The sequence below is a fragment of the Desulfofarcimen acetoxidans DSM 771 genome (assembly GCF_000024205.1).
Taxonomy (GTDB): Bacteria; Bacillota; Desulfotomaculia; order Desulfotomaculales; family Desulfofarciminaceae; genus Desulfofarcimen; species Desulfofarcimen acetoxidans.
Genome location: NC_013216.1, coordinates 3,636,331 through 3,654,964 on the forward strand (window position 1 = coordinate 3,636,331; position 18,634 = coordinate 3,654,964).

The 18,634-nt window shown below is 42.4% G+C and carries 18 protein-coding genes; 9 read left to right on the forward strand and 9 right to left on the reverse strand.

Annotation, left to right across the window (positions count from 1 at the left end; genetic code table 11):
- Nucleotides 1-8: 8 nt before the first annotated feature.
- The 5 genes from DTOX_RS16635 to DTOX_RS16655 all read right to left on the reverse strand — a co-directional run bounded on the left by DTOX_RS16635 (nt 9) and on the right by DTOX_RS16655 (nt 7,189).
- On the reverse strand, nt 9-221 hold the full coding sequence (locus DTOX_RS16635; RefSeq protein ID WP_015758851.1) for a DVU_1557 family redox protein: 213 nt from the start codon (nt 219-221) through the stop codon (nt 9-11).
- Entirely contained in the window at nt 221-2,611 is a 2,391-nt protein-coding gene (locus DTOX_RS16640; protein WP_015758852.1) for a pyridine nucleotide-disulfide oxidoreductase/dicluster-binding protein, read from the reverse strand. The genes DTOX_RS16635 and DTOX_RS16640 overlap by 1 nt, the downstream gene beginning before the upstream one ends.
- 92 nt (nt 2,612-2,703) lie before the next feature.
- Entirely contained in the window at nt 2,704-5,424 is a 2,721-nt protein-coding gene (locus tag DTOX_RS16645) for a molybdopterin-dependent aldehyde oxidoreductase (protein ID WP_015758853.1), read from the reverse strand.
- 93 nt (nt 5,425-5,517) lie between these two features.
- Nucleotides 5,518-6,540: a molybdopterin-binding protein gene (locus tag DTOX_RS16650; RefSeq protein ID WP_015758854.1), complete on the reverse strand. Its 1,023-nt coding sequence runs from the start codon at nt 6,538-6,540 to the stop codon at nt 5,518-5,520.
- A gap of 445 nt (nt 6,541-6,985) precedes the next feature.
- Nucleotides 6,986-7,189 (reverse strand): TOBE domain-containing protein, encoded by a 204-nt coding sequence (locus DTOX_RS16655; RefSeq protein WP_015758855.1) that lies wholly within the window; start codon nt 7,187-7,189, stop codon nt 6,986-6,988.
- Between the two features lie 626 nt (nt 7,190-7,815).
- Here DTOX_RS16655 and modA (DTOX_RS16665) point away from each other — a divergent pair.
- The 7 genes from modA (DTOX_RS16665) (at nt 7,816) to DTOX_RS16695 (ending at nt 13,642) form a co-directional block, all read left to right on the forward strand.
- A complete protein-coding gene (gene modA / locus DTOX_RS16665) occupies nt 7,816-8,610 on the forward strand; it encodes a molybdate ABC transporter substrate-binding protein (protein ID WP_015758857.1) in 795 nt (264 codons plus the stop codon).
- Between the two features lie 14 nt (nt 8,611-8,624).
- Nucleotides 8,625-9,296, forward strand: coding sequence for a molybdate ABC transporter permease subunit (modB, locus tag DTOX_RS16670; protein WP_015758858.1), 672 nt, complete (start codon nt 8,625-8,627; stop codon nt 9,294-9,296).
- Nucleotides 9,297-9,373: 77 nt separating this feature from the next.
- A complete protein-coding gene (locus DTOX_RS16675; protein ID WP_042316067.1) occupies nt 9,374-10,003 on the forward strand; it encodes an ABC transporter ATP-binding protein in 630 nt (209 codons plus the stop codon).
- A 66-nt stretch (nt 10,004-10,069) separates the two neighbouring features.
- The gene (gene modA, locus DTOX_RS16680; protein WP_015758860.1) at nt 10,070-10,876 is read left to right on the forward strand and encodes a molybdate ABC transporter substrate-binding protein; all 807 of its coding nucleotides are present in this window, start codon (nt 10,070-10,072) and stop codon (nt 10,874-10,876) included.
- Nucleotides 10,877-11,000: 124 nt separating this feature from the next.
- On the forward strand, nt 11,001-11,687 hold the full coding sequence (locus DTOX_RS16685; RefSeq protein ID WP_242652459.1) for an ABC transporter permease: 687 nt from the start codon (nt 11,001-11,003) through the stop codon (nt 11,685-11,687).
- Complete coding sequence (locus tag DTOX_RS21685; RefSeq protein ID WP_015758862.1) at nt 11,684-12,775, forward strand: ABC transporter ATP-binding protein; 1,092 nt, start codon at nt 11,684-11,686, stop codon at nt 12,773-12,775. The genes DTOX_RS16685 and DTOX_RS21685 overlap by 4 nt, the downstream gene beginning before the upstream one ends.
- Nucleotides 12,776-12,886: 111 nt before the next feature.
- Nucleotides 12,887-13,642, forward strand: a complete 756-nt coding sequence (locus DTOX_RS16695) for a Rossmann-like domain-containing protein (RefSeq protein WP_015758863.1) — start codon at nt 12,887-12,889, stop codon at nt 13,640-13,642.
- A 123-nt stretch (nt 13,643-13,765) separates the two neighbouring features.
- Here the strand turns inward: DTOX_RS16695 and DTOX_RS16700 are convergent, their stop codons facing one another.
- A complete protein-coding gene (locus tag DTOX_RS16700; protein ID WP_015758864.1) occupies nt 13,766-14,161 on the reverse strand; it encodes a hypothetical protein in 396 nt (131 codons plus the stop codon).
- A gap of 362 nt (nt 14,162-14,523) precedes the next feature.
- Here DTOX_RS16700 and modA (DTOX_RS23945) point away from each other — a divergent pair, with 362 nt between their 5' ends.
- Together modA (DTOX_RS23945) and DTOX_RS16710 are read left to right on the forward strand one after the other, a co-directional pair.
- Nucleotides 14,524-15,531 carry a molybdate ABC transporter substrate-binding protein gene (modA, locus tag DTOX_RS23945; RefSeq protein ID WP_015758865.1) on the forward strand — a complete coding sequence of 336 codons (1,008 nt, stop codon included), beginning with the start codon at nt 14,524-14,526 and terminating at the stop codon, nt 15,529-15,531.
- 424 nt (nt 15,532-15,955) lie between these two features.
- A complete protein-coding gene (locus DTOX_RS16710) occupies nt 15,956-16,606 on the forward strand; it encodes a nucleotidyltransferase family protein (RefSeq protein WP_015758866.1) in 651 nt (216 codons plus the stop codon).
- A gap of 57 nt (nt 16,607-16,663) precedes the next feature.
- Here DTOX_RS16710 and DTOX_RS16715 read toward each other — a convergent pair whose 3' ends face one another.
- The 3 genes from DTOX_RS16715 to DTOX_RS16725 all read right to left on the reverse strand — a co-directional run bounded on the left by DTOX_RS16715 (nt 16,664) and on the right by DTOX_RS16725 (nt 18,633).
- Nucleotides 16,664-17,047, reverse strand: a complete 384-nt coding sequence (locus tag DTOX_RS16715) for a molybdopterin-dependent oxidoreductase (protein ID WP_015758867.1) — start codon at nt 17,045-17,047, stop codon at nt 16,664-16,666.
- A gap of 88 nt (nt 17,048-17,135) precedes the next feature.
- Complete coding sequence (locus DTOX_RS16720; protein ID WP_015758868.1) at nt 17,136-17,987, reverse strand: Rpn family recombination-promoting nuclease/putative transposase; 852 nt, start codon at nt 17,985-17,987, stop codon at nt 17,136-17,138.
- 403 nt (nt 17,988-18,390) lie between these two features.
- The gene (locus DTOX_RS16725) at nt 18,391-18,633 is read right to left on the reverse strand and encodes a hypothetical protein (RefSeq protein ID WP_015758869.1); all 243 of its coding nucleotides are present in this window, start codon (nt 18,631-18,633) and stop codon (nt 18,391-18,393) included.
- Between the last annotated feature and the right edge of the window lies 1 nt (nt 18,634).

The window sequence follows — 18,634 nt, forward strand, 5'->3', positions numbered from 1 at the left end:
TTTACCTATTATTTGTCCTCTAGCATCTTCTCAACTTCCAGCATTTTTCCCAGAGCCAGTTCTTCAGAAATCAAAACCAATCCACAGAGGGGACACTTCAGCAGTTCCACTGTGAAGTTGCTCCCCATATAGATGATATTTACCTTGCCGGGTTCAAGCACAACACCGCACTTTTCACACTTCCAATTTTCACCGCCCGATACTTCCCTGAATTGAGCCATTACTTCACATCCTCAACAATTTCCATACGGTGACAGTAAGCATTATAAATCTCATAGCCGTCCTTTTCCGGCAAATAGTCAACCCAGTAGGTTACCTGCACCGGTTTATAATAGGCCAGCAGGCGGCCGGTTTTGCGGTTCTGCAGTTTATTGCCCGTCTTTTCCGCATGTTCTATAACCATTTGCAAATCTGATTTGAGAATCCGTCTATCTTCCAAACGTTCCTGAACTTCCGGAGAAATAAACAGTCGCACTTTTTCGTAATTCTCCTTTTCTTTGGGCTGTTCGCCCCATAGTTCACATAATAATTTGTTCTTCAAGCGGGCACGGTTTTCCCGGCGCTCGGAATAGCCCGGCCTTGGCCTGGCTGCCGGATCCGTTTCCCGCTCAAGAGGAAAGAGCAAATCCAAGACATGCATTGTCCGTTTGCCGGAAGCTGCCAGGTTATCCCGGCACATGGCGCAATAGGTTACATAATCTGCCGGGCTCTCCGCAGACCTTTTCCTGGTCACTTGCCGGGCCAGTTCCGGGTCAACATTGGACAACAAGCCGCCAAAACCGCAGCAAGTAGTCCTTTCCCGGCTGTAATTCAATTCTTCTGTTTGGCAGCCAAGCTGGGCCAGTATACCCCTTACTGTCTCCTGGATTTGCTGTTCGTGTCTGGTGGTGCAGGGATCATGCAGCGCCAGAGGCTTGTTTGCAGCAGCTCCCGCGCATTGAGAGACCTCCGCGTTTTTTTCAGGGCTGACCATACCGGTCGCCGCCGCTTCTGAAGCAGGCAAACCGGAGGCTTCAAGCACTTCCCACAGTGATATTAATTCAGCCTCAGGCAGGTGCCGCTTTAATTCACTGTAACAGGTTGAACAGGCGGGGATAATTTGCGGCTTGCCCATGGACTCCCATTGAGCTCGAATTTCAGCCAAACCGGCCTGAAACAAATCCTCCCTGGCAGCCCAGGCGGCAGGAGCACCGCAGCATCTGAGCATTAGGCCCACACCACCGGTCAAATTATGCCGCAAATAACCGTATACTTGTTCCACCTGCCCCGGTGAAGAAGCACTGAGCTGGCAGCCGGGGAAAAACAAGTAACTGCTTTTTTCACTGCCCGGTTCATGGTGCGCCATAGCAAACTTATCACTGTTGCTGAAATGCATGTCCATCAGAGCAAAATCATGAGCCGAAGGAGGCATCTTATTGTTTTTTACCATATTTTCGCGTGCCGCCATACAAACCTCGGCCATAGACAAGCCGCCGGGACAAACAGTCTCGCATAAACCGCATAAACTGCAGGAATTAATCATCTTATTGGCTACATGAATACCTTTGACTATGGATTCGTTATTGTAGACTTCCCTCACATACCTTTTGGGATAGCTGCCGTACTTCTCCAAATAGGCACAGGCCTTAACACACTCCAGGCACTGGCACTGGATGCATCTCTCCGCTTCGCTAATCGCAGCCTCCTCATCGTACCCCCGCTCCGGGCTGCTAAAAGGCACGGCGGGCAGTGGAGATATGCCCTTCAAATCAGTATAGAGCAGGCTGCTATAGGGTCCTTCTCTATCTCTTCCGATAGTCTGAGAGGTTCCCTGGATAAAGCGATCTACAGAAACAGCCGCCCGCCGCCCTTCCAAAACATCAAAAACCGGTGAATATTTTCCTTCCGCGCGGCTGAGACCACCGGCGAACACTCCATCCATACCGGCAAACATGGTCGCAGGATCAATTTTCAGATTGCCCCGTTCATCTGTCGGCAGCCCCCATTCAGACGCAGCATTAAGCTTGCCGTCCTCCAATTGCACAAAAACAGCACTAAACTCTGCAATAAGACCGGATAAAAAGCCCTCCTGACTGATATCGGTTTTCAGTCTGCTCTCTACACCCAGGTCACCCAACAAAGAGATTTCATCTGCGATGACCTGCTCCGGCAAAACTTCTTCCGGATAATCCCAGAGCCTGCCCCCCAACCTGTCGCCTGAATCAAATACAGTAACACTGTAACCTTTACGGGCCAGATCGGAGGCTGCCGTCAAGGCGCCCAAACCACTACCGACTACAGCTACCCGGCGGCTGTTTTTCGGGATCAGGGGTATTTTTGCCCGTAAATTAGTCTTCTCAATACAAACTCTTTCTAAAGCGCCGATATTAATAGCATCACCGACCTCACCTCTTCTGCAGGCGGCCTGGCAGGGATGGTCACATATGCGCCCCAGAATAGCCGGAAAAGGCATTGTTTTATTTAATGTTTTCCTGGCTTCCCCCCATTTACCTTTACTCACCTGATTAACAAACGCGCGCGCGTCGACATGAATAGGACAGGCGGCAGTACAGGCAGGGGGCTGTTCCTGGATACACTTGCTCTCTAATTCACGCAATTCTTTTTGTTCCATAAACCCTCCGCCCTTTCCATAATAAAGATAATTAACCTAAAACAGATTCGAGAAGAATCTCAAATCTGTCTTAGGTATTTATTAATCCTTAATTACTTCGCGTTCAACCCCGCCAATACCTTCTCGGGCAGCGCCGGAAGATGAGTAATGCGCACTCCGCAGGCATTGTAGATAGCATTGATGACAGCAGCGTGCGGTGAGGTCAGAGGCAGTTCTCCAACACCTGAGGCACCGTGCGGTCCCAAATCTCTCGGAGTTTCCAGGTACATAATTTCCAGAGCATCCGGAATATCTTTGATAAACGGCAGGCCGCAGCCGATCATGGTTGTGTGTTTCTTCAAGTCCTCAAAGTCTTCGGTCAAAGCCAAACCGATACCCTGTGCTAAACCACCGTAAATCTGTCCGTCTGTCACCAGCTTATTGGCAATCTTACCTATATCAGCGGCCAAAGTCATTTTAGTTACCATAGTCTTACCGGTTTTGGTATCCACTTCAACCTCGGCCAGGAATACACCGTACATATAGGTCGGGAAAGGATTGCCCTGACCGTTTTCATCGCAGGCAGTGCAGGGAGCGGCCCATTTGCCTACATATTTCACGGGGATACCTTCCGCCACCATTTCAGCATAGGTTCTGTAAGTCCCGTCAGCCTTCTTCATGGCAGCTACTAAAAGATCGCAACCGGCCTTTACAGCATTACCGACAACTACCTGGGAGCGGCTGCCTCCGGCCGGGCCACCGTCCGGAGCAAGAGCGGTATCATTCAGCACCAGCTTAATTGCTTCCGGCTTAATCCCGATGGGTCTCAATGCTTCATGTCCGGTAGCCATAACACCCATATCAGCACCCTGGCCGTGATCATGCCAGCAAGTACTCAGGATAACGCCGTTCTCAGTCAATTCTGCCCAGGCTTCGGCTCCGTCCGGGCCGTCCAAACCGCAGCCGTAAATACCTATGGATACGCCGACACCGTGTTTCTTCTCGTCTGTAGATAATTTCTTGGCATTTTCTAAAGCTGCCTGGTATTTCGGTCTGATCATATCAATCAATTCAGGCAGTGTATAAACCTCCGGAGGGCAACCGGAAGGAGTGGTGTCACCGGGTCTGTAAACGTTTTTATAGCGCAATTCCAGCGGGTCAACACCCATTTTTTCTGCCAGCACATCCATCATGGTCTCTGAAGCAAAGAAGCTCTGGGGAGAACCATAACCGCGGAAAGCAGAACCCCAGGCATGGTTGGTAGCTACAGTACGGCCAATACCCCTGATATTGGCAATGCCGTAACCTGCTCCGATAAACTGGGCGCCACGAACTGTCAACAAATCTCCGAATTCTGAATAGGGGCCGTGGTCAACTGCCCATTCACTTTCCATTGCGGTAAGCTTGCCGTCTTTATCCGCTGCCAATTTAATATCAACGAAGAAAGGCGATCTCTTGCCGGTGTAGGTAATCTGCTGGAAGTAATCAAAGTTAAGGTAAACAGGCTTGCCCGTAACCATAGCGGCCACACCGAGCAAAGCCTCAATGGTGGGGCTGAATTTGTAACCAAAGGTGCCGCCGGCCGGGTTCTGAACCATTCTCAGTTTTTCCAGCTCAATGCCTACGCCGGGTGCAATCATAGCGGCGTGCAGGGCTAAACCGATACTCTTGGAATGAATAGTCAGGCGGCCTTCTTCATCAAAGTAAGCCAGTCCAACGTCAGGTTCAATGGGCAGGTGCGGCTGGCGGCCCACATACAAATCTTTGCCTTCCACCACATAAGCGGCTTCCTCCATGAATTTTTCGGTATCTTCACCCTTAACGATCTTTTGCTCGAAATAAATATTAGGTGTGCCGGGATGAATCTCAATAGCATCCTCAGCCATAGCCGCGGGAGCACTCATATAGGCCGGCAGCAATTCTAATTCTACTTTAACTTTACTGACCGCTGCCTGAGCATTTTCTTCCGTGTCAGCACAAACAATGGCTATGGCATCCCCGAACTGGAATACTTTTTCGTCACAAAGAATGGGCCTGTCCCAACCGTCACCCTTATTGCTGGGGAAGGTGATTAAACCGGTAATACGGTTTTTACCCTTAACGTCTTTATGTGTGATAACTTTATAAACACCGGGCATCTTTTCCGCTTCAGAAGTATCAATGGATTTAATATTAGCGTGAGATACTTCGGCCTGCACCAGTTTAAGATGCAGCGTGCCTTCCGGCATCTTTAAGCCCAAATCCGCGCCGTAATCACAGGTGCCTGTAACTTTGGCAATAGCGGAAGGACGGGGGATATTGCCGCCCCAGATTTTATTGTCAGCCGGCAATTTATAAGCCAGTTCCTCCATGGTCATTTCACCGCGCACTACGCGGGCGGCATCCATAACAGCATCAACTAAAGGCTTGTAGCCTGTGCAGCGGCAAGCGTTTCTGTGCTTCTGGAACCAGTCGCGGACATCGTCTCTGCTGGGATTGTTGTTTGTGTCCAAAAGACCCTTGGCCGAAACGATGAAACCAGGGCTGCAGAAACCGCACTGAGCGCCACCGTGCACGGCCCAGGCCAATTGAACCGCATGCAGGTTTTGCGGGGTACCGATACCTTCAATAGTAGTAATATTAGCACCGTCAGGTACACGGCTCATTTTTGTTACGCAGGAACGGATAACCTTACCGTCCATCAACACTGAGCAAGCGCCGCACTGGCCTTTATTGCAACCGATTTTTGTACCGGTAAGCAATAGTTGTTTGCGTAAAACATCAGCCAAAGTGGCATCGGGATTAACAACTATTGTTTTTTGAATACCGTTAACATTGACCGTCTTTTTTTGCATTCACTACACTCCTCATTTTTAAATTTGATCTTATTGCCTTAAAAAGTTAAATTAATTTTGATAATTGCAAAAACCTTATTAGCTTTTTACTGCTTACACCTTGCCAAAACCACAAACCGGGTACCTGCATTCAGGACAACCCGAGCATAAGCCTCCATGACCAAGAGCTATAATATCCTCTTTCGTCACTTCTTCACCGGCCAGTATGCGCGGCACAACTAAATCAAAAATACTCGCCTTGTTATACATAACACAACCCGGCAGGCCCACAACAGGAGTATCATTAATATATGCCAGCATAAACATGGAGCCGGGCAAACAAGGAGTACCGTATATAACAACTTCCCCACCGGCAGCACGGATACCGGCCGGAGTCTGATCATCAGGATCTACCGACATACCGCCGGTAACGGCAATCATATCAGCCCCTTCATCGATCAAATCATGTACCGCCTGAGCTGTCATCTGTACATCATCAGACACGAAGATCTGCCTTAAAACAGTGCTGCCTAACAGAGAAAATTTGGATTTCAATACCGGGCCGAACTTGTCTTTGATCCTGCCGCGGTAAACCTCACTGCCGGTTGTCACAACACCTATCTTCCAGGGTTTAAACGGCTTAACCTCCGCTATCGGGTAATTTTCTCTGCACACGTTAATTATGGAAGCAAGCTTTTCTTCCTCAATAACCAGCGGTATTATTCTGGTACCGGCAACAACGCTGCCGGCATCTATTCTGTGGTTTGTATGCAAAGTGGCCATGGCCGCTTCATCAATTTCATTAATGCGGAATAAGGCTCCGGCATTAATTTTCAACAAGCCGGAAACAGTTGCCGTAAGGTTAACACGTCCCTCTTTAGGCTGGGATATCTCAATGCCGGGACCGGCAGCCGCCTCTGCAATCCTAAGAGCGGCATCATCTTCATGAACAAAGCCCTCCTGCAAATCAAATACATAGATATTTTCTTTCCCGATATTTAAAAGTTTCGGTATATCTTTAAATTCAATTACATGACCTTTCTTAAAAGCAGGGCCCTTTACTTTACCGGGAACTATTTGCGTAATATCATGACCCAACACCATGCCCACAGCCTCTTCTACTGCTACAACTTTCATAAGAACACCCCCTCCCGGTTATCAGAAAACGGAAAATATAAATTTCACATAATAATTTTTTATAATCTGTAATTCCTTCTCAAGCAGATCATTTGCTAAAATAACACTAACATCTTATATTATCAATTATCATGCACATTAAAATGCAAAAAACATACCTCACTTTTTATTATTTTTAAAATAAAGTAAATTTTCTGAGACCATTCTAATTACTATTGACATTTATAACTAAAATCCACTATATTAGTGCATCCTAATAATTAACATGTATATTTTTTTGTTTTTTCATGTACTTTTCAATATAAAATGATCTTTATTGGAACAATTTATTGTTCCAATAAAGATCATTTTGTTATGCTATAGAACCTCCTAAAATCAATATATCTTTTTACAACAAAAAACATCGCCTTTAAGGCGATGTTTTTTGTTGCTGCTTTTATTATTTTTACTTCATTATCATAACAGAAGTTGCTTTAACGAGTGCAAACACATCGTCTCCAACCTTTAATCCCAACCTTTTTACCGAACCGGTAGTTATTACGGCACACATTTCCTGACCGCCTACATCAAGGACTACCTCTGAACTTACATCATTCGACTTAACATTTTTAACTTTAGCTTTAAGTTGATTACGGACACTTAATTCCATGAAACAATCCTCCCATTCATTACATTTTTTTGCTAAATAATACTTTAATATCTGCTATTTGTCAACAAACGGCTAAATAAAACGAATAGGGCCATATTGTTAATATTTATATACTTTTAACCGGCATATTATTAATTTAGAGAAAGTTCTGTTACTACCCAAATAAAGATTTGTTTTATAACATATTGACAAGCATCATAACATAACTTACTATTACTATTATAGCATGTTTTATAATGTTTAGTTTTTCACTATCTGCGTCGGATCTTCTTATTGCAGCTTATCAACCTTGGCATTATTGCGTTATATCATTTTTTATAGCAATTTGTCATGTCAACAACCAAACTGTAATTTAGTTTTCTTATATATAGTTATCTTCAGGAGGTGGTAAATGAAAATACCCAACCCAAAAGTGAGGGGGAGAATGCACTTGAACGAATATTGCGCCATTTTATTTAACTTATTTAAGTGGATATTAATTCTCATTAGTTTTTCACTGATACTTCACCTGTCATTAGAGCGCTTTTTTCCGCCCAAGGGAAAAACCAATGAAACAGAACACACAGAAAATTTCATACAGGCCTTACTGTGAAAAAAATAATCAGCGGAGAGGGGAGAATACTTTAATGAAAAAATTTTTATCTATCACCGCGCTTATATTATTGGTAATAGTTGCTTTAAGCGGTTGCGGTGGAACCAAAGAAAAACCGGCCCAGCCTCAGGCAGAAGCTGTCAAGCTTAACATTGCTGCTGCAGCCAGCCTTAAAGACGCCGCGGAAGAAATTAAAACCATCTACTCCAAGCAAAATCAGAATATTAATATTACATACATTTTTAACGCTTCAGGACCTCTTCAACAACAAATTGAACAAGGCGCGCCTGTAGACATGTTTATTTCCGCCGCTAAAAAACAAATGGATGCTTTAGATGAAAAAGGACTAATCCTCAAAGAAACACGCAAGGATTTGCTGGGTAACGATCTTGTACTGATTGCCCCAAAAGACACTAAAATTACCGGTTTTGAAGACCTTATAAAACCGGAGACAGACAGAGTCAGCATAGGAACACCGGAATCAGTTCCAGCCGGCAGTTATGCTAAAGAAGCTTTAACCAAAATGCAAATATGGGATAAAATACAGACCAAGCTTGTGCCGGCTAAAGATGTGCGCCAGGTACTTCATTACGTTGAAACCGGCAACGTTGCTGCCGGAATGGTATATAAATCCGATGCGTTAACAAGTCAGGAAGTTAAAATCGTAGCCTACGCTCCGTCAGATTCTCATAAGCCAATTGTCTATCCGATGGCTGTTTTAAGCAATTCTAAACAACAAAAAGAAACAGAAAAATTTGCAGATTTTCTAAGCGGAGAAGAAGCGTCTAAAGTATTTGAGAAATACGGTTTTAAAACTATTAAAAAATAAACGGGGTTTACTATATGCTATTTCAACTGGCAGACTGGTCTCCGGTATTTCTTTCTCTACGCACGGCTGTTCTTGCGGTTATTGCGGTTACCTGCTCCGGCCTGCCACTGGCCAGGGTTTTAGCTCGCAAGGAATTTCCGGGAAAAGACTTATTGGAATCTGCCATCACTCTGCCTATGGTACTGCCGCCATCAGTAATTGGCTATGGACTGTTAATACTTATTGGCAAAAACGGTTTTATAGGGCAAGCTTTATCCGGCCTGGGGATAAGCATTATTTTCACCTGGTGGGCAGCGGCACTGGCTTCTACGGTAGTCTCCTTTCCGTTGATGTACCAGAGCGCCAAAGCAGCCTTTAAAAGTGTAGATTTAGATTTGGAAAAAGCGGCCAGGACACTGGGGGCAAGTGAGGTAAGAGTATTTTTTACCGTAACACTTCCCCTGGCCTGGCCAGGTATTTTAGCAGGAATAGTATTATCATTCGCCCGCGCCCTGGGTGAATTCGGAGCTACATTAATGGTTGCGGGCAATATTCCCGGACAGACATCCACTATACCATTGGCTATTTTCTTTGCCGTAGACGCGGGGGACAATGCCACAGCCAAAACCCTGGTTGCAATTGTTACCCTATTTAGCTTCGCAGTAATTTTCTGGGTTAATCGCTGGTCCAAACGACAGAACTACTAGCAAACAATTTCTTTAATCTTTTAAAATTGAAATTATATTATTGCTGTTGAGGAATCAATATACTAGTGGGTGACATTATGTTGGAAGCATCTATTCAAAAAAAATTATGGCATTTCACTCTGGATTTTAATTTAAGAGTCGGAAAAGAAATAATGGTTCTTCAGGGGCCATCCGGTGCCGGAAAAACTACCATTCTGCACTGTCTGGCCGGCTTGCTTAAACCTACCTCCGGATATATCAAGCTAAACGACCAACTATTCTATTCCTCCAAAGAAAAAATCTGCCTGCCGCCACAGCTGAGAAATACAGGATACTTATTTCAGGATTACGCTCTTTTCCCCCATATGACTGTCAGACAAAATGTTTTATATGGCTTAAAGTGCAGAAAAGAGCGGGATATAACCGTAAATCCGGTTGATTACCTGAACTCTTTTGGTGTCGGTCATTTAATTGATCGTTATCCGCGACAGCTTTCCGGCGGAGAAAAACAGCGAGTAGCACTGGCCAGGGCATTGGCCGTGCAGCCAAAATTGCTTTTGCTGGATGAACCCTTTAGCGCTCTGGATAAGAACACCAGGGAATCCCTGCGGTATGAGATGAAAAACCTGCACAGGGAGTGGCAAATACCTTTCATTCTGGTTACACATGATGAGGAAGACGCACGATGCCTAGGAGACCAAATCATTACACTCAAAAAAGCCGCCTAAAGCAGCTTTCGAACAGCCGTAAAAACATTGTTTTATAACTATTTTTTAGAGGAGGTATTGCATCAAATGAAAACCCGCGTTTCGTATATAAAACTAATTATTTTTAGCTTATTGCTCACTTTTTTAATCAGCGGATGTACCGCCGGCACTCCTAAAGATGAAAACACATCAGCCGCTCAGCAGCCCAAACAAAACCTTTTTGCCTATGTTGGAGCCGGCTTAAAAGAGCCCGTATCGGAAATTGCCCAACTCTACGAACAAAAAACCGGGGTTAAAGTAGAAATCAGTTTTAATAATTCAGGAGTATTATTTAATCAACTGGAGACAAGCAAAAAAGGAGATATTTATATGCCGGGTGGCATGCCTTATTTGGAAAAAGCAAAACAAAATGGTTACATTGATGAAATGGTAGGTCCTATTGCTATTCACACGCCCGTCATTATTACACCCAAGGGCAATCCGGCTCAAATAAACAAAGTACAGGACTTGGCAAAACCCGGCGTGAAGATAATCATGCCCGATAAAGAAGCAACAGCCTTGGGCAAGTCTGCTTATAAGACTTTCAACAAGCTGGGAATCACAAAAGATGTTGATAAGAATGTTCTAACCACTGTGGAAACTGCTCCTAAAGTAGCCACCACACTGCTCATGGGTCAGGGCAACGCAGGCATTACCGAGTACAGCAACTACACCAAGGATAAAGAAAAACTTGATCTTGTTGAAATTGATCCTGCTGTTAACGAAGTTGAAGAAATACCCTGTGCTTCATTAACTTTTTCCAATCAAAAAGAACAGGCCAAAGATTTTCTTAAATTCATGAAAGAGGAAGGTTCCGCGATCTTTGCCAAACACGGTTTTAAAGTCAAAGCTTAAAATGAAGTTAAGAAACATATTCAGTCTGCAAAAATATATATTTTACAGCTTATTTTGGTTAATATTTATATTTACCTCTATCTTCATGATCATGTTGATAGCAGGCCTGTTTATTTTTGGAGAATTGAGTATTTTTCTCGATGTATTAAAAAACCCTGAATTCCAATTCGCAACAATCTTTACTCTATGGACTACTGTCTTAGCCACTGTACTATCCGCCCTAACAGCGATTCCCTGTGGATATATTCTGTCCAGATATAATTTTCCTGGTAAAGTAATTATTGACACCATACTTGATGTACCTCTGGTACTGCCACCCCTGGTCAGCGGGGTGGCGCTGTTAATTTTCTTCGGCCCGCTGTTCGGCGAAACACTGACCGATATAGGTCTGGACATTATTTTTTCAGCTAAAGGGGTTGTAGTAGCGCAATGGTTTATTGCCGCACCCTTTGCTATAAAGACTTTTAAACATGCCTTTGACTCTATTGACACCCGCCTGGAATACGTTGCCAGGACTCTTGGATATTCACCGGAAAAAGTGTTTCTGAAAGTCACTGTTCCACTGGCAAAGAATGGTTTGCTGGGGGGACTTACCATGACCTGGGCCAGGGCGCTGGGGGAGTTTGGAGCCACGGCCATGCTGGCCGGTGTTACCAGGTTAAAAACAGAAACGCTTTCCGTGGCTATATTTTTAAATATGTCCATAGGCGATACTCATTTTGCTCTGGCTACTGCCATAATAATGCTGCTATTGGCACTGGCATTACTGATAACTTTTAAGATTTTTACAAAAGTCGAGGTTCATCTATGATTGAAACATTGCTTGAGGTTAGCAACCTGACAGTAAAAACAGGCAAATTTTCTCTTAAAAACATTTCTTTTGATCTAAAAGCTGAGGAATATCTTATTGTCCTTGGACCGACCGGTTCCGGTAAGACAATTCTGTTGGAGACTCTAGCCGGGCTTAGAACCCTGCAGGATGGCAAAATACTGCTTATGGACCAAAACATCACTCACCTGCCTCCTGAACAAAGAAATTTCGGGTTTGCCTACCAGGACAGTCTGCTATACCCCTTTTTAACAGTAAAGGATAATATACTCTTTGGCGCCAAAGCCAGAGGAGTGGCAGGAGAAACTAAAATCCAAAAACGTATGCGGCAGCTGGTAGAAATCATGAACATTTCTCATCTTATCGAACGGTATCCCCGAAATTTAAGCGGCGGTGAAAAACAAAGAGTATCTCTGGCCAGAGCTATTTTAACACAGCCTTCTCTGCTATTATTAGATGAACCACTCTCAGCTTTAGATCCTGCAACACGGCAGCTCATGAAAAACTTACTTCGAGAAATACATAATACAGAGCGTCTGGGCATAATTCATGTAACACACGACTTTTCGGAAGCCATACAGATGGGGACCAAAATAATTGTTTTAAATAATGGCAGTATCGAACAGTCAGGCGCCCCCCTGGATATATTTTTCCGCCCGGCATCCTTATCCTTAGCGCAATTCCTCCAGGGGGAAAACCTTATCGGAGGAACTCTTATTTCACAGAATAATCAAACATGGTTTAAACCAAGTAATAATGAACCAATGCTTGGACCACTTAATGATTCCTCGGTAAACGGTTTAGAGAAACATAAGCCTGTGGTAATGATGATTCGTTCCGGCAACCTTTTCCTGCATCGACAATACGACTCTTCTCAAGAATTTATTAGCTGGTCGGCAGAGATTAATCACTTATCCTTTGACAGAACGCACGTAGATGTCTTTTGCAAAGGAAACGGTTCATGGCAAACCAGCTTATCCCTTTCTCAGTGGCTGAATCTTGAATTATCCGAGGGTGACCTGGTGAAATTATCTGTTAAACCGGAAAACTGCCATTTTATCTCGTGCTAAACTTAAGTCAATTACTTGCTCTCTACATATAAAATTTTATTGACTTACCTACCGTTGAAACTTTAAATTATAATTAGATACTTACACTTAAAACCGGGGGGTTGTGCTGTTGTGCAAACTTACAATAGTTCGTTTTTTAAACAACTCAGCAAAGCTTTTAATGATTTGGTAGATCCTTATAATAAAAAAGAAGTCACTATTAACGTCAAGGCATTTCCGCTTAAACCGGAAGATGCCATCGGATCAACCCAGAGAAAGGATTTTGTGCTTTTGAAGGGTAAGGAACGGTTAATCCAGGCAGAAGTTATGGGCTGCAAAGGGCAAGCTTTTACCTCCGCCATAGGAGATTATAACGGTACACTGGAAGATGTATTGAAACTGCCATTAATTGATGATTTCCAAAGGGCAATATATATCGCCACTCTTAATGCTATCGCCTGTTTAAACCAAAAAGTAAGCAATACTATTCACTGTCGCAATGAGGGGCCGGAAAAATGCTGCCGTCAAGCAGCAGATTATTTTAGAAAAGCTTACGGAAATCCCCGCATCTTAATGCTGGGTTATCAACCTGCAATTGCGGAAGCGCTGAACAAAGAATTTCATGTAAATCTCCTAGATCTTGATCCCGCCAATATCGGACGAACAATTAACGGTGTCCGTATAAGAGATGGTGTAAATGAAGCCGAGCAATGTCTAAATGACAGTGATGTAATCTTTTCCACCGGCAGCATTATCTGCAACAATTCCATAGACGATTATTACAACGCAAATAAGCCCCTTATTCTTTACGGGACAACAGGATCAGGAGCTGCGGCCTTATTAGGTATACCTAGATTTTGTCCCGAATCTTTGGATGGAAATATGTAGTGAACTTGTACTTCATTAAACATGACCTATCCGCAAATCTATCATAAGAATAATTTCCCGGAACATAAAACAACCCGTCACATCTCCTACAGGAGTAAATGTGGCGGGTTATTTTATACATCTCTAAATTAAATAGCTTAAGGCCTTCTTTTTCATTCCGATCAGCCTGGCATTTGTCAGCATATCACTAACAGCAACGGTTAGGTTGTTGAACTGTTCCCAATAAGCAATTAATGCCACTTTTCTTAACTCCCTCGACGTTAAACCGAGCTTACTCTTTGGTATCTCCAGAATATCGAAAGCTGTTTCTGTATTTTCAATTGAAATTTCAGAATAGCTTTTGTTAATTCTGTAGTAAACACAAAACATACTTTGCTCTAAAGTAGTCATAGGCGGCTCTATCTCCGATAACTTCCATATAAACATAGATAGCGCCTCTTTTTCCGAGTATTTTTCTGATAATAGCATGTCGGTCACTTTATCGATCATAACTTGCCGATGATTATATTCAAATGTCATCCATCACACACTCACTCCTTTATATTCCCACACCTTCTCATACCTGTCGTAATCTAAGCTTAACCCTATAACAGCAATCAGTTGATTATAAGAAATAAGGTTTAGCCGAAACCCAATAGGCGATACCGGACAAGCACAAAGCTATATCACTTAGCATAAATATATTACTAAAAATATTTTACATGATAAAAGTAAATAAAACATTACTTAACGTTACTGCTAAGTAAATAATAAAACAAGCTATTTAACTTGTCAAGATATCCGAATGGAATAAAAATGCATCAAAAATTGTTGGAAGCAAGTGAACAATGAAACCATTAGATTTCTTCGTTTATAAAATATTAAAAAAGAGGGGAACAAAAATGAATTATACAATTATGAAAAATGATACTTTAGCAGGGATAGCTGAACGTTTTGGAACCACAGTATCCGCCATCATGAATGCTAACCCCCAAATAAAGAATCAAGATTTTATAGTTGAAGGGCAAATAATAACAATTCCTGTCTCAGGCGCACCATCACCTCCGGCAGGACAAAAAACATACATCGTTCAAGCAGGCGATACAATGTTTACCATATCTCAGAAATATGGTATTGAATTAGAAACTCTCATCGCAGCCAACCCGCAAATAAAAAATCCTGATTTGATTTTCCCCGGTCAAGTCATAAATATTCCAGGAAGATCAAGCCTTACGGTTTACGCAGCAGCAAGCTTAAAAGACGCTTTTGAAGAGCTAAAAAGACTTTACCTTAAACAAAACCCGGGCGTAGATATTTCATATAACTTTGGCGCGTCAGGTACTTTGCAAAGAGAAATTGAACAAGGAGCTCCGGTAGATCTCTTTGTGTCAGCGGGCGAATCCCAAATGGATGCTCTGTCTAAAAAAGGACTAATTGTGGAGAGCTCCAGAAAAAATCTTCTAAGCAACCAATTAGTTCTAATTGCTAATAAAAACAGCAGGCTCAAGAGCTTTGAAGGCTTGACTGATCCGAGCATCACCAAAATAAGTATTGGAAACCCCAGAACGGTACCCGCAGGTGAATATGCCCGAGAAACATTAAAAACACTTGGCTTATGGAACAGCATTCAATCCAAACTGGTCTTAGCCGAAGATGTGCGGCAGGTGCTGCAGTATGTGGAATCAGGAAGAGTTGACGCCGGATTGGTATACCGTTCAGATGCTTTAACCGGTAAAAACATTAGAATAGTAGCGGTTGCCCCGGATGATTCACATAAACCTATTATCTATCCCATGGCAATTATACGCAGCTCTAATAACCGGGAGGAAGCCAGAGCTTTTGCCAACTTTCTCTCCAGCAATGAAGCAGCCAGGGTTTTTTCCAAATACGGTTTTATACCTTTGCAGTAATCGGAGGCGCACCCATTTCTATAAATGAATGCGCCTCTGTACTTACCTGCTATTAATTTAACCGTATAGAGTTAAATTTTTTATCCCTGACTTGCATGCCCGTCACCATTTACCGCACTTTCAACCCACTCCAAAGCAATTGCTGCTATTTGTCCTGAGCTTGTTATGCTCAGGACAAATAATCCTGACATAGTTTTTTATTGACTTAATTCGTACTTAGAATTAATATTTACATAAGCCCTTCATTGCGTCGTAATATGTTACATTCTGTTTTATCATCAATTCACATAATTAGACATTTATTTTTGTTTATCTGATGACATTCTTAATCTACCTTTCAGCACTTACCGGATGAAATAGAAAAGTTAACTTAGTTGACCATGTTTTCCCTGACCAGCTTTTATTTATAAAGGGGAGTTGGCGTATGAGTAATACAGAGAATATAGCAGCCGTGATTTTGGCAGCGGGATATTCTTTTCCAATGAAAGAGTTCAAACCTTTAATAAAATTAGGAAACATTACGGCTCTCGAACACTCTATCCTTAGTTTTTATTATGCCGGCATAAACGATATAAGAGTGGTGATAGGGTATCACGGCCTTGATGTCATAGAAGCATTAAAACATTATCCTGTTAGGATGGTACTCAATGCCCGCTTTATTGAAGGCATGTACTCCTCCGTTCAGGCCGGTGTCGGCAATTTGGAAGCAGAAATCCAAGCATTCTTTATCTTGCCTGCTGATATTCCATTTGTTATGGCAGGCACATTACAAAAAATGCTTGCTCGCTTCCGCTCTTCCGAAGGAGGAAATATTATCTATCCTGTGTTAAATGGACGCAGAGGTCATCCTCCGCTGATTTCAACAAAATTTTCGGGTGCAATACTAAGTGGTGAGTGCCCTGGTGGACTACAAAACCTTTTGAGAAGATATGAACATAATGCAGTGAATGTAGAAGTAGCGGACGAGGGAATACTGCTGGATATGAATAATCGGGAGGATTACCTCGAAATCTTGAATTACTTTAATACCACCTCCAAGACGCGAATTATAACAAAACGTCTCAGTACGCGTTGAGATAGTAACATCACTAAAAAGTTTTGCAATAGCACATAATCGCTGCTCAACCAGTTTTCATTTATCTCGTTCACAGTCCATAAAAATTACACCTTTAGCCCAGTACCTGGCTAACACACCGGGAATGACGATGCGAAGCGGCTGCCAATCATTTGGCAGGGGCTTACCATTAATAATATAGGCTAAGATAATGGGGCGGTTTGCCAAAATATTGTGCGGAATATCAACAGAATATTTATCTTTAGAAGTAAAATGTATTCGACTAAAATCCTTCTGCTTATTTCCGAACTGTCGCATGAAAGTATTAAGCAGCGGACCTGTCGCGTCTACACTAATTTTTTCTCCGTTAGCTCGCGTGGCTGAGCAAGCCTTGGTTACTGCCGGCAACTTTTTCAGATCACTTTGGGTTATTGCAAAGCTCTTCTCCTGCAGTCCTTGCACAATAACCTTCTCTGCATCATAAGGAGCAGAACTGGCCAGATTAATGATTTATCCGGGAAAAATTAAATTTGGATTTTTTACTGCTTGCCTAATTCATCTCATTTTTTAATTTTCGAACTACTTCTTTAGTCAACCCGGTAATTTCAATAACATCTTCAATACTGAAACCTTTTGCTAGGGCTGCTTTGGCCGTTTCCATTTTACCCTCTTTTATACCTTCTTCTCTACCCTTTTTTATACCTTCTTCTCTACCTTCTTCTCTAATCCACTGCTCGATTTGGGTCATTCTCAACACCTCCAGTAATTTCTTTTTGTAGTCTTCAGACATAAACTTATCGGTAACGGCTATAATTGTACCAATTATGAAGGTCTTCTTGATTTCACCCTCTACTTCTTTAGCCAGTTCTGCCGCGCGAATAGCCATTTCCTCTTCGGTTTGCTTGCTCTTCATCAGGGGTAAAAAGATCAGCTTCAATATATCTTCCTCATCCAACTCCTCGTGCTTGAGTATTTTATCATTCAATCTCTTATATTCTGCGTCTCCGTCATAGTCTTTCATATAAACATTGATTACCTGGTAAACTATGGAGCCTTTCTTTAGTTGATCTGGGGCTATTTTTATCCGCCCGGAGTAAACAACAGCGGTATTGACGTTCCGATTGTCTTTGTTGATTAGTCTGGCATCATAGAGTAAAAATCGTTTCAGATTTTCTAAATTAACGGTAGTTTGAAATTCCAAATGCAGGAGTGTGTTATCTTCTAACAGAAATATATAGTCTATTCTATTCTCTTTGACTTCCAAAACGGGTAAAATGGTAGGTATCACACCTATAATTTTTGCTGTATTCAAGCCAAAGAGACGAAGCGTTTTATCTTTAAAGGTTTCTGCCATTGCTTTCATGATCACATCATTGTTGTGCAGGGTGATTTCTGTTTCCAAATCATTCACCTTCCTTCTTTATGAAATTATATCCTATCTAATTGGCATTGAAAATGCGTTTTAAATTATTTCCAAAATTGTTGTCATTCACTTAAAAATAGACTACACAAATGCCAAAAAAATTCCTACTAATCAATAAACTACTGTAGGAATTTTGTTTGCTGGTTTTAAAAATGGATGACATTGTTGTGACAAAACATGCTGCATACTTGGATGTAGACGTTTTACATTAACTTTGGTTGCAATGGAACTTTCATAGATTCTTCAATAATACTCGTTGGGTGGAAGCAATACACCAATCCAAGTCTAAACTGTCCACCTTATTTTTTATACATTAACCTCGGCATAGAAAAAACAAGGTCACAGCAACCGAAACTGTGTGACCTATGTAAGTAAATAGCAATTATAATATGCCCATACCCTTTAACATTTGAACTAAAGATTTATAGAAGTAGTCACATGCTTCATCCTCTGTTGAAAAGAGTTTCAGCCCTGATTTTTGACCTCGCTCACTGTAATATACTTCCCACTTATCCCCATTTTGATTGAAGCAATACGCTTCATTTGGTAAACCGCCCTCTAAAGAATATGTATCTTTAGGGATATTGCTGTTAATCAACATCTTTCTTAAATCATTCTTAGTCATA

Bases quoted from the DNA above. Each gene is read 5' to 3' on its own strand.
- DTOX_RS16635 (WP_015758851.1), bottom strand. From the start codon at position 221: ATGGCTCAATTCAGGGAAGTATCGGGCGGTGAAAATTGGAAGTGTGAA.
- DTOX_RS16640 (WP_015758852.1), bottom strand. From the start codon at position 2,611: ATGGAACAAAAAGAATTGCGTGAATTAGAGAGCAAGTGTATCCAGGAA.
- DTOX_RS16645 (WP_015758853.1), bottom strand. From the start codon at position 5,424: ATGCAAAAAAAGACGGTCAATGTTAACGGTATTCAAAAAACAATAGTT.
- DTOX_RS16650 (WP_015758854.1), bottom strand. From the start codon at position 6,540: ATGAAAGTTGTAGCAGTAGAAGAGGCTGTGGGCATGGTGTTGGGTCAT.
- DTOX_RS16655 (WP_015758855.1), bottom strand. From the start codon at position 7,189: ATGGAATTAAGTGTCCGTAATCAACTTAAAGCTAAAGTTAAAAATGTT.
- modA (WP_015758857.1), top strand. From the start codon at position 7,816: ATGAAAAAATTTTTATCTATCACCGCGCTTATATTATTGGTAATAGTT.
- modB (WP_015758858.1), top strand. From the start codon at position 8,625: ATGCTATTTCAACTGGCAGACTGGTCTCCGGTATTTCTTTCTCTACGC.
- DTOX_RS16675 (WP_042316067.1), top strand. From the start codon at position 9,374: ATGTTGGAAGCATCTATTCAAAAAAAATTATGGCATTTCACTCTGGAT.
- modA (WP_015758860.1), top strand. From the start codon at position 10,070: ATGAAAACCCGCGTTTCGTATATAAAACTAATTATTTTTAGCTTATTG.
- DTOX_RS21685 (WP_015758862.1), top strand. From the start codon at position 11,684: ATGATTGAAACATTGCTTGAGGTTAGCAACCTGACAGTAAAAACAGGC.
- DTOX_RS16700 (WP_015758864.1), bottom strand. From the start codon at position 14,161: ATGACATTTGAATATAATCATCGGCAAGTTATGATCGATAAAGTGACC.
- modA (WP_015758865.1), top strand. From the start codon at position 14,524: ATGAATTATACAATTATGAAAAATGATACTTTAGCAGGGATAGCTGAA.
- DTOX_RS16710 (WP_015758866.1), top strand. From the start codon at position 15,956: ATGAGTAATACAGAGAATATAGCAGCCGTGATTTTGGCAGCGGGATAT.
- DTOX_RS16725 (WP_015758869.1), bottom strand. From the start codon at position 18,633: ATGACTAAGAATGATTTAAGAAAGATGTTGATTAACAGCAATATCCCT.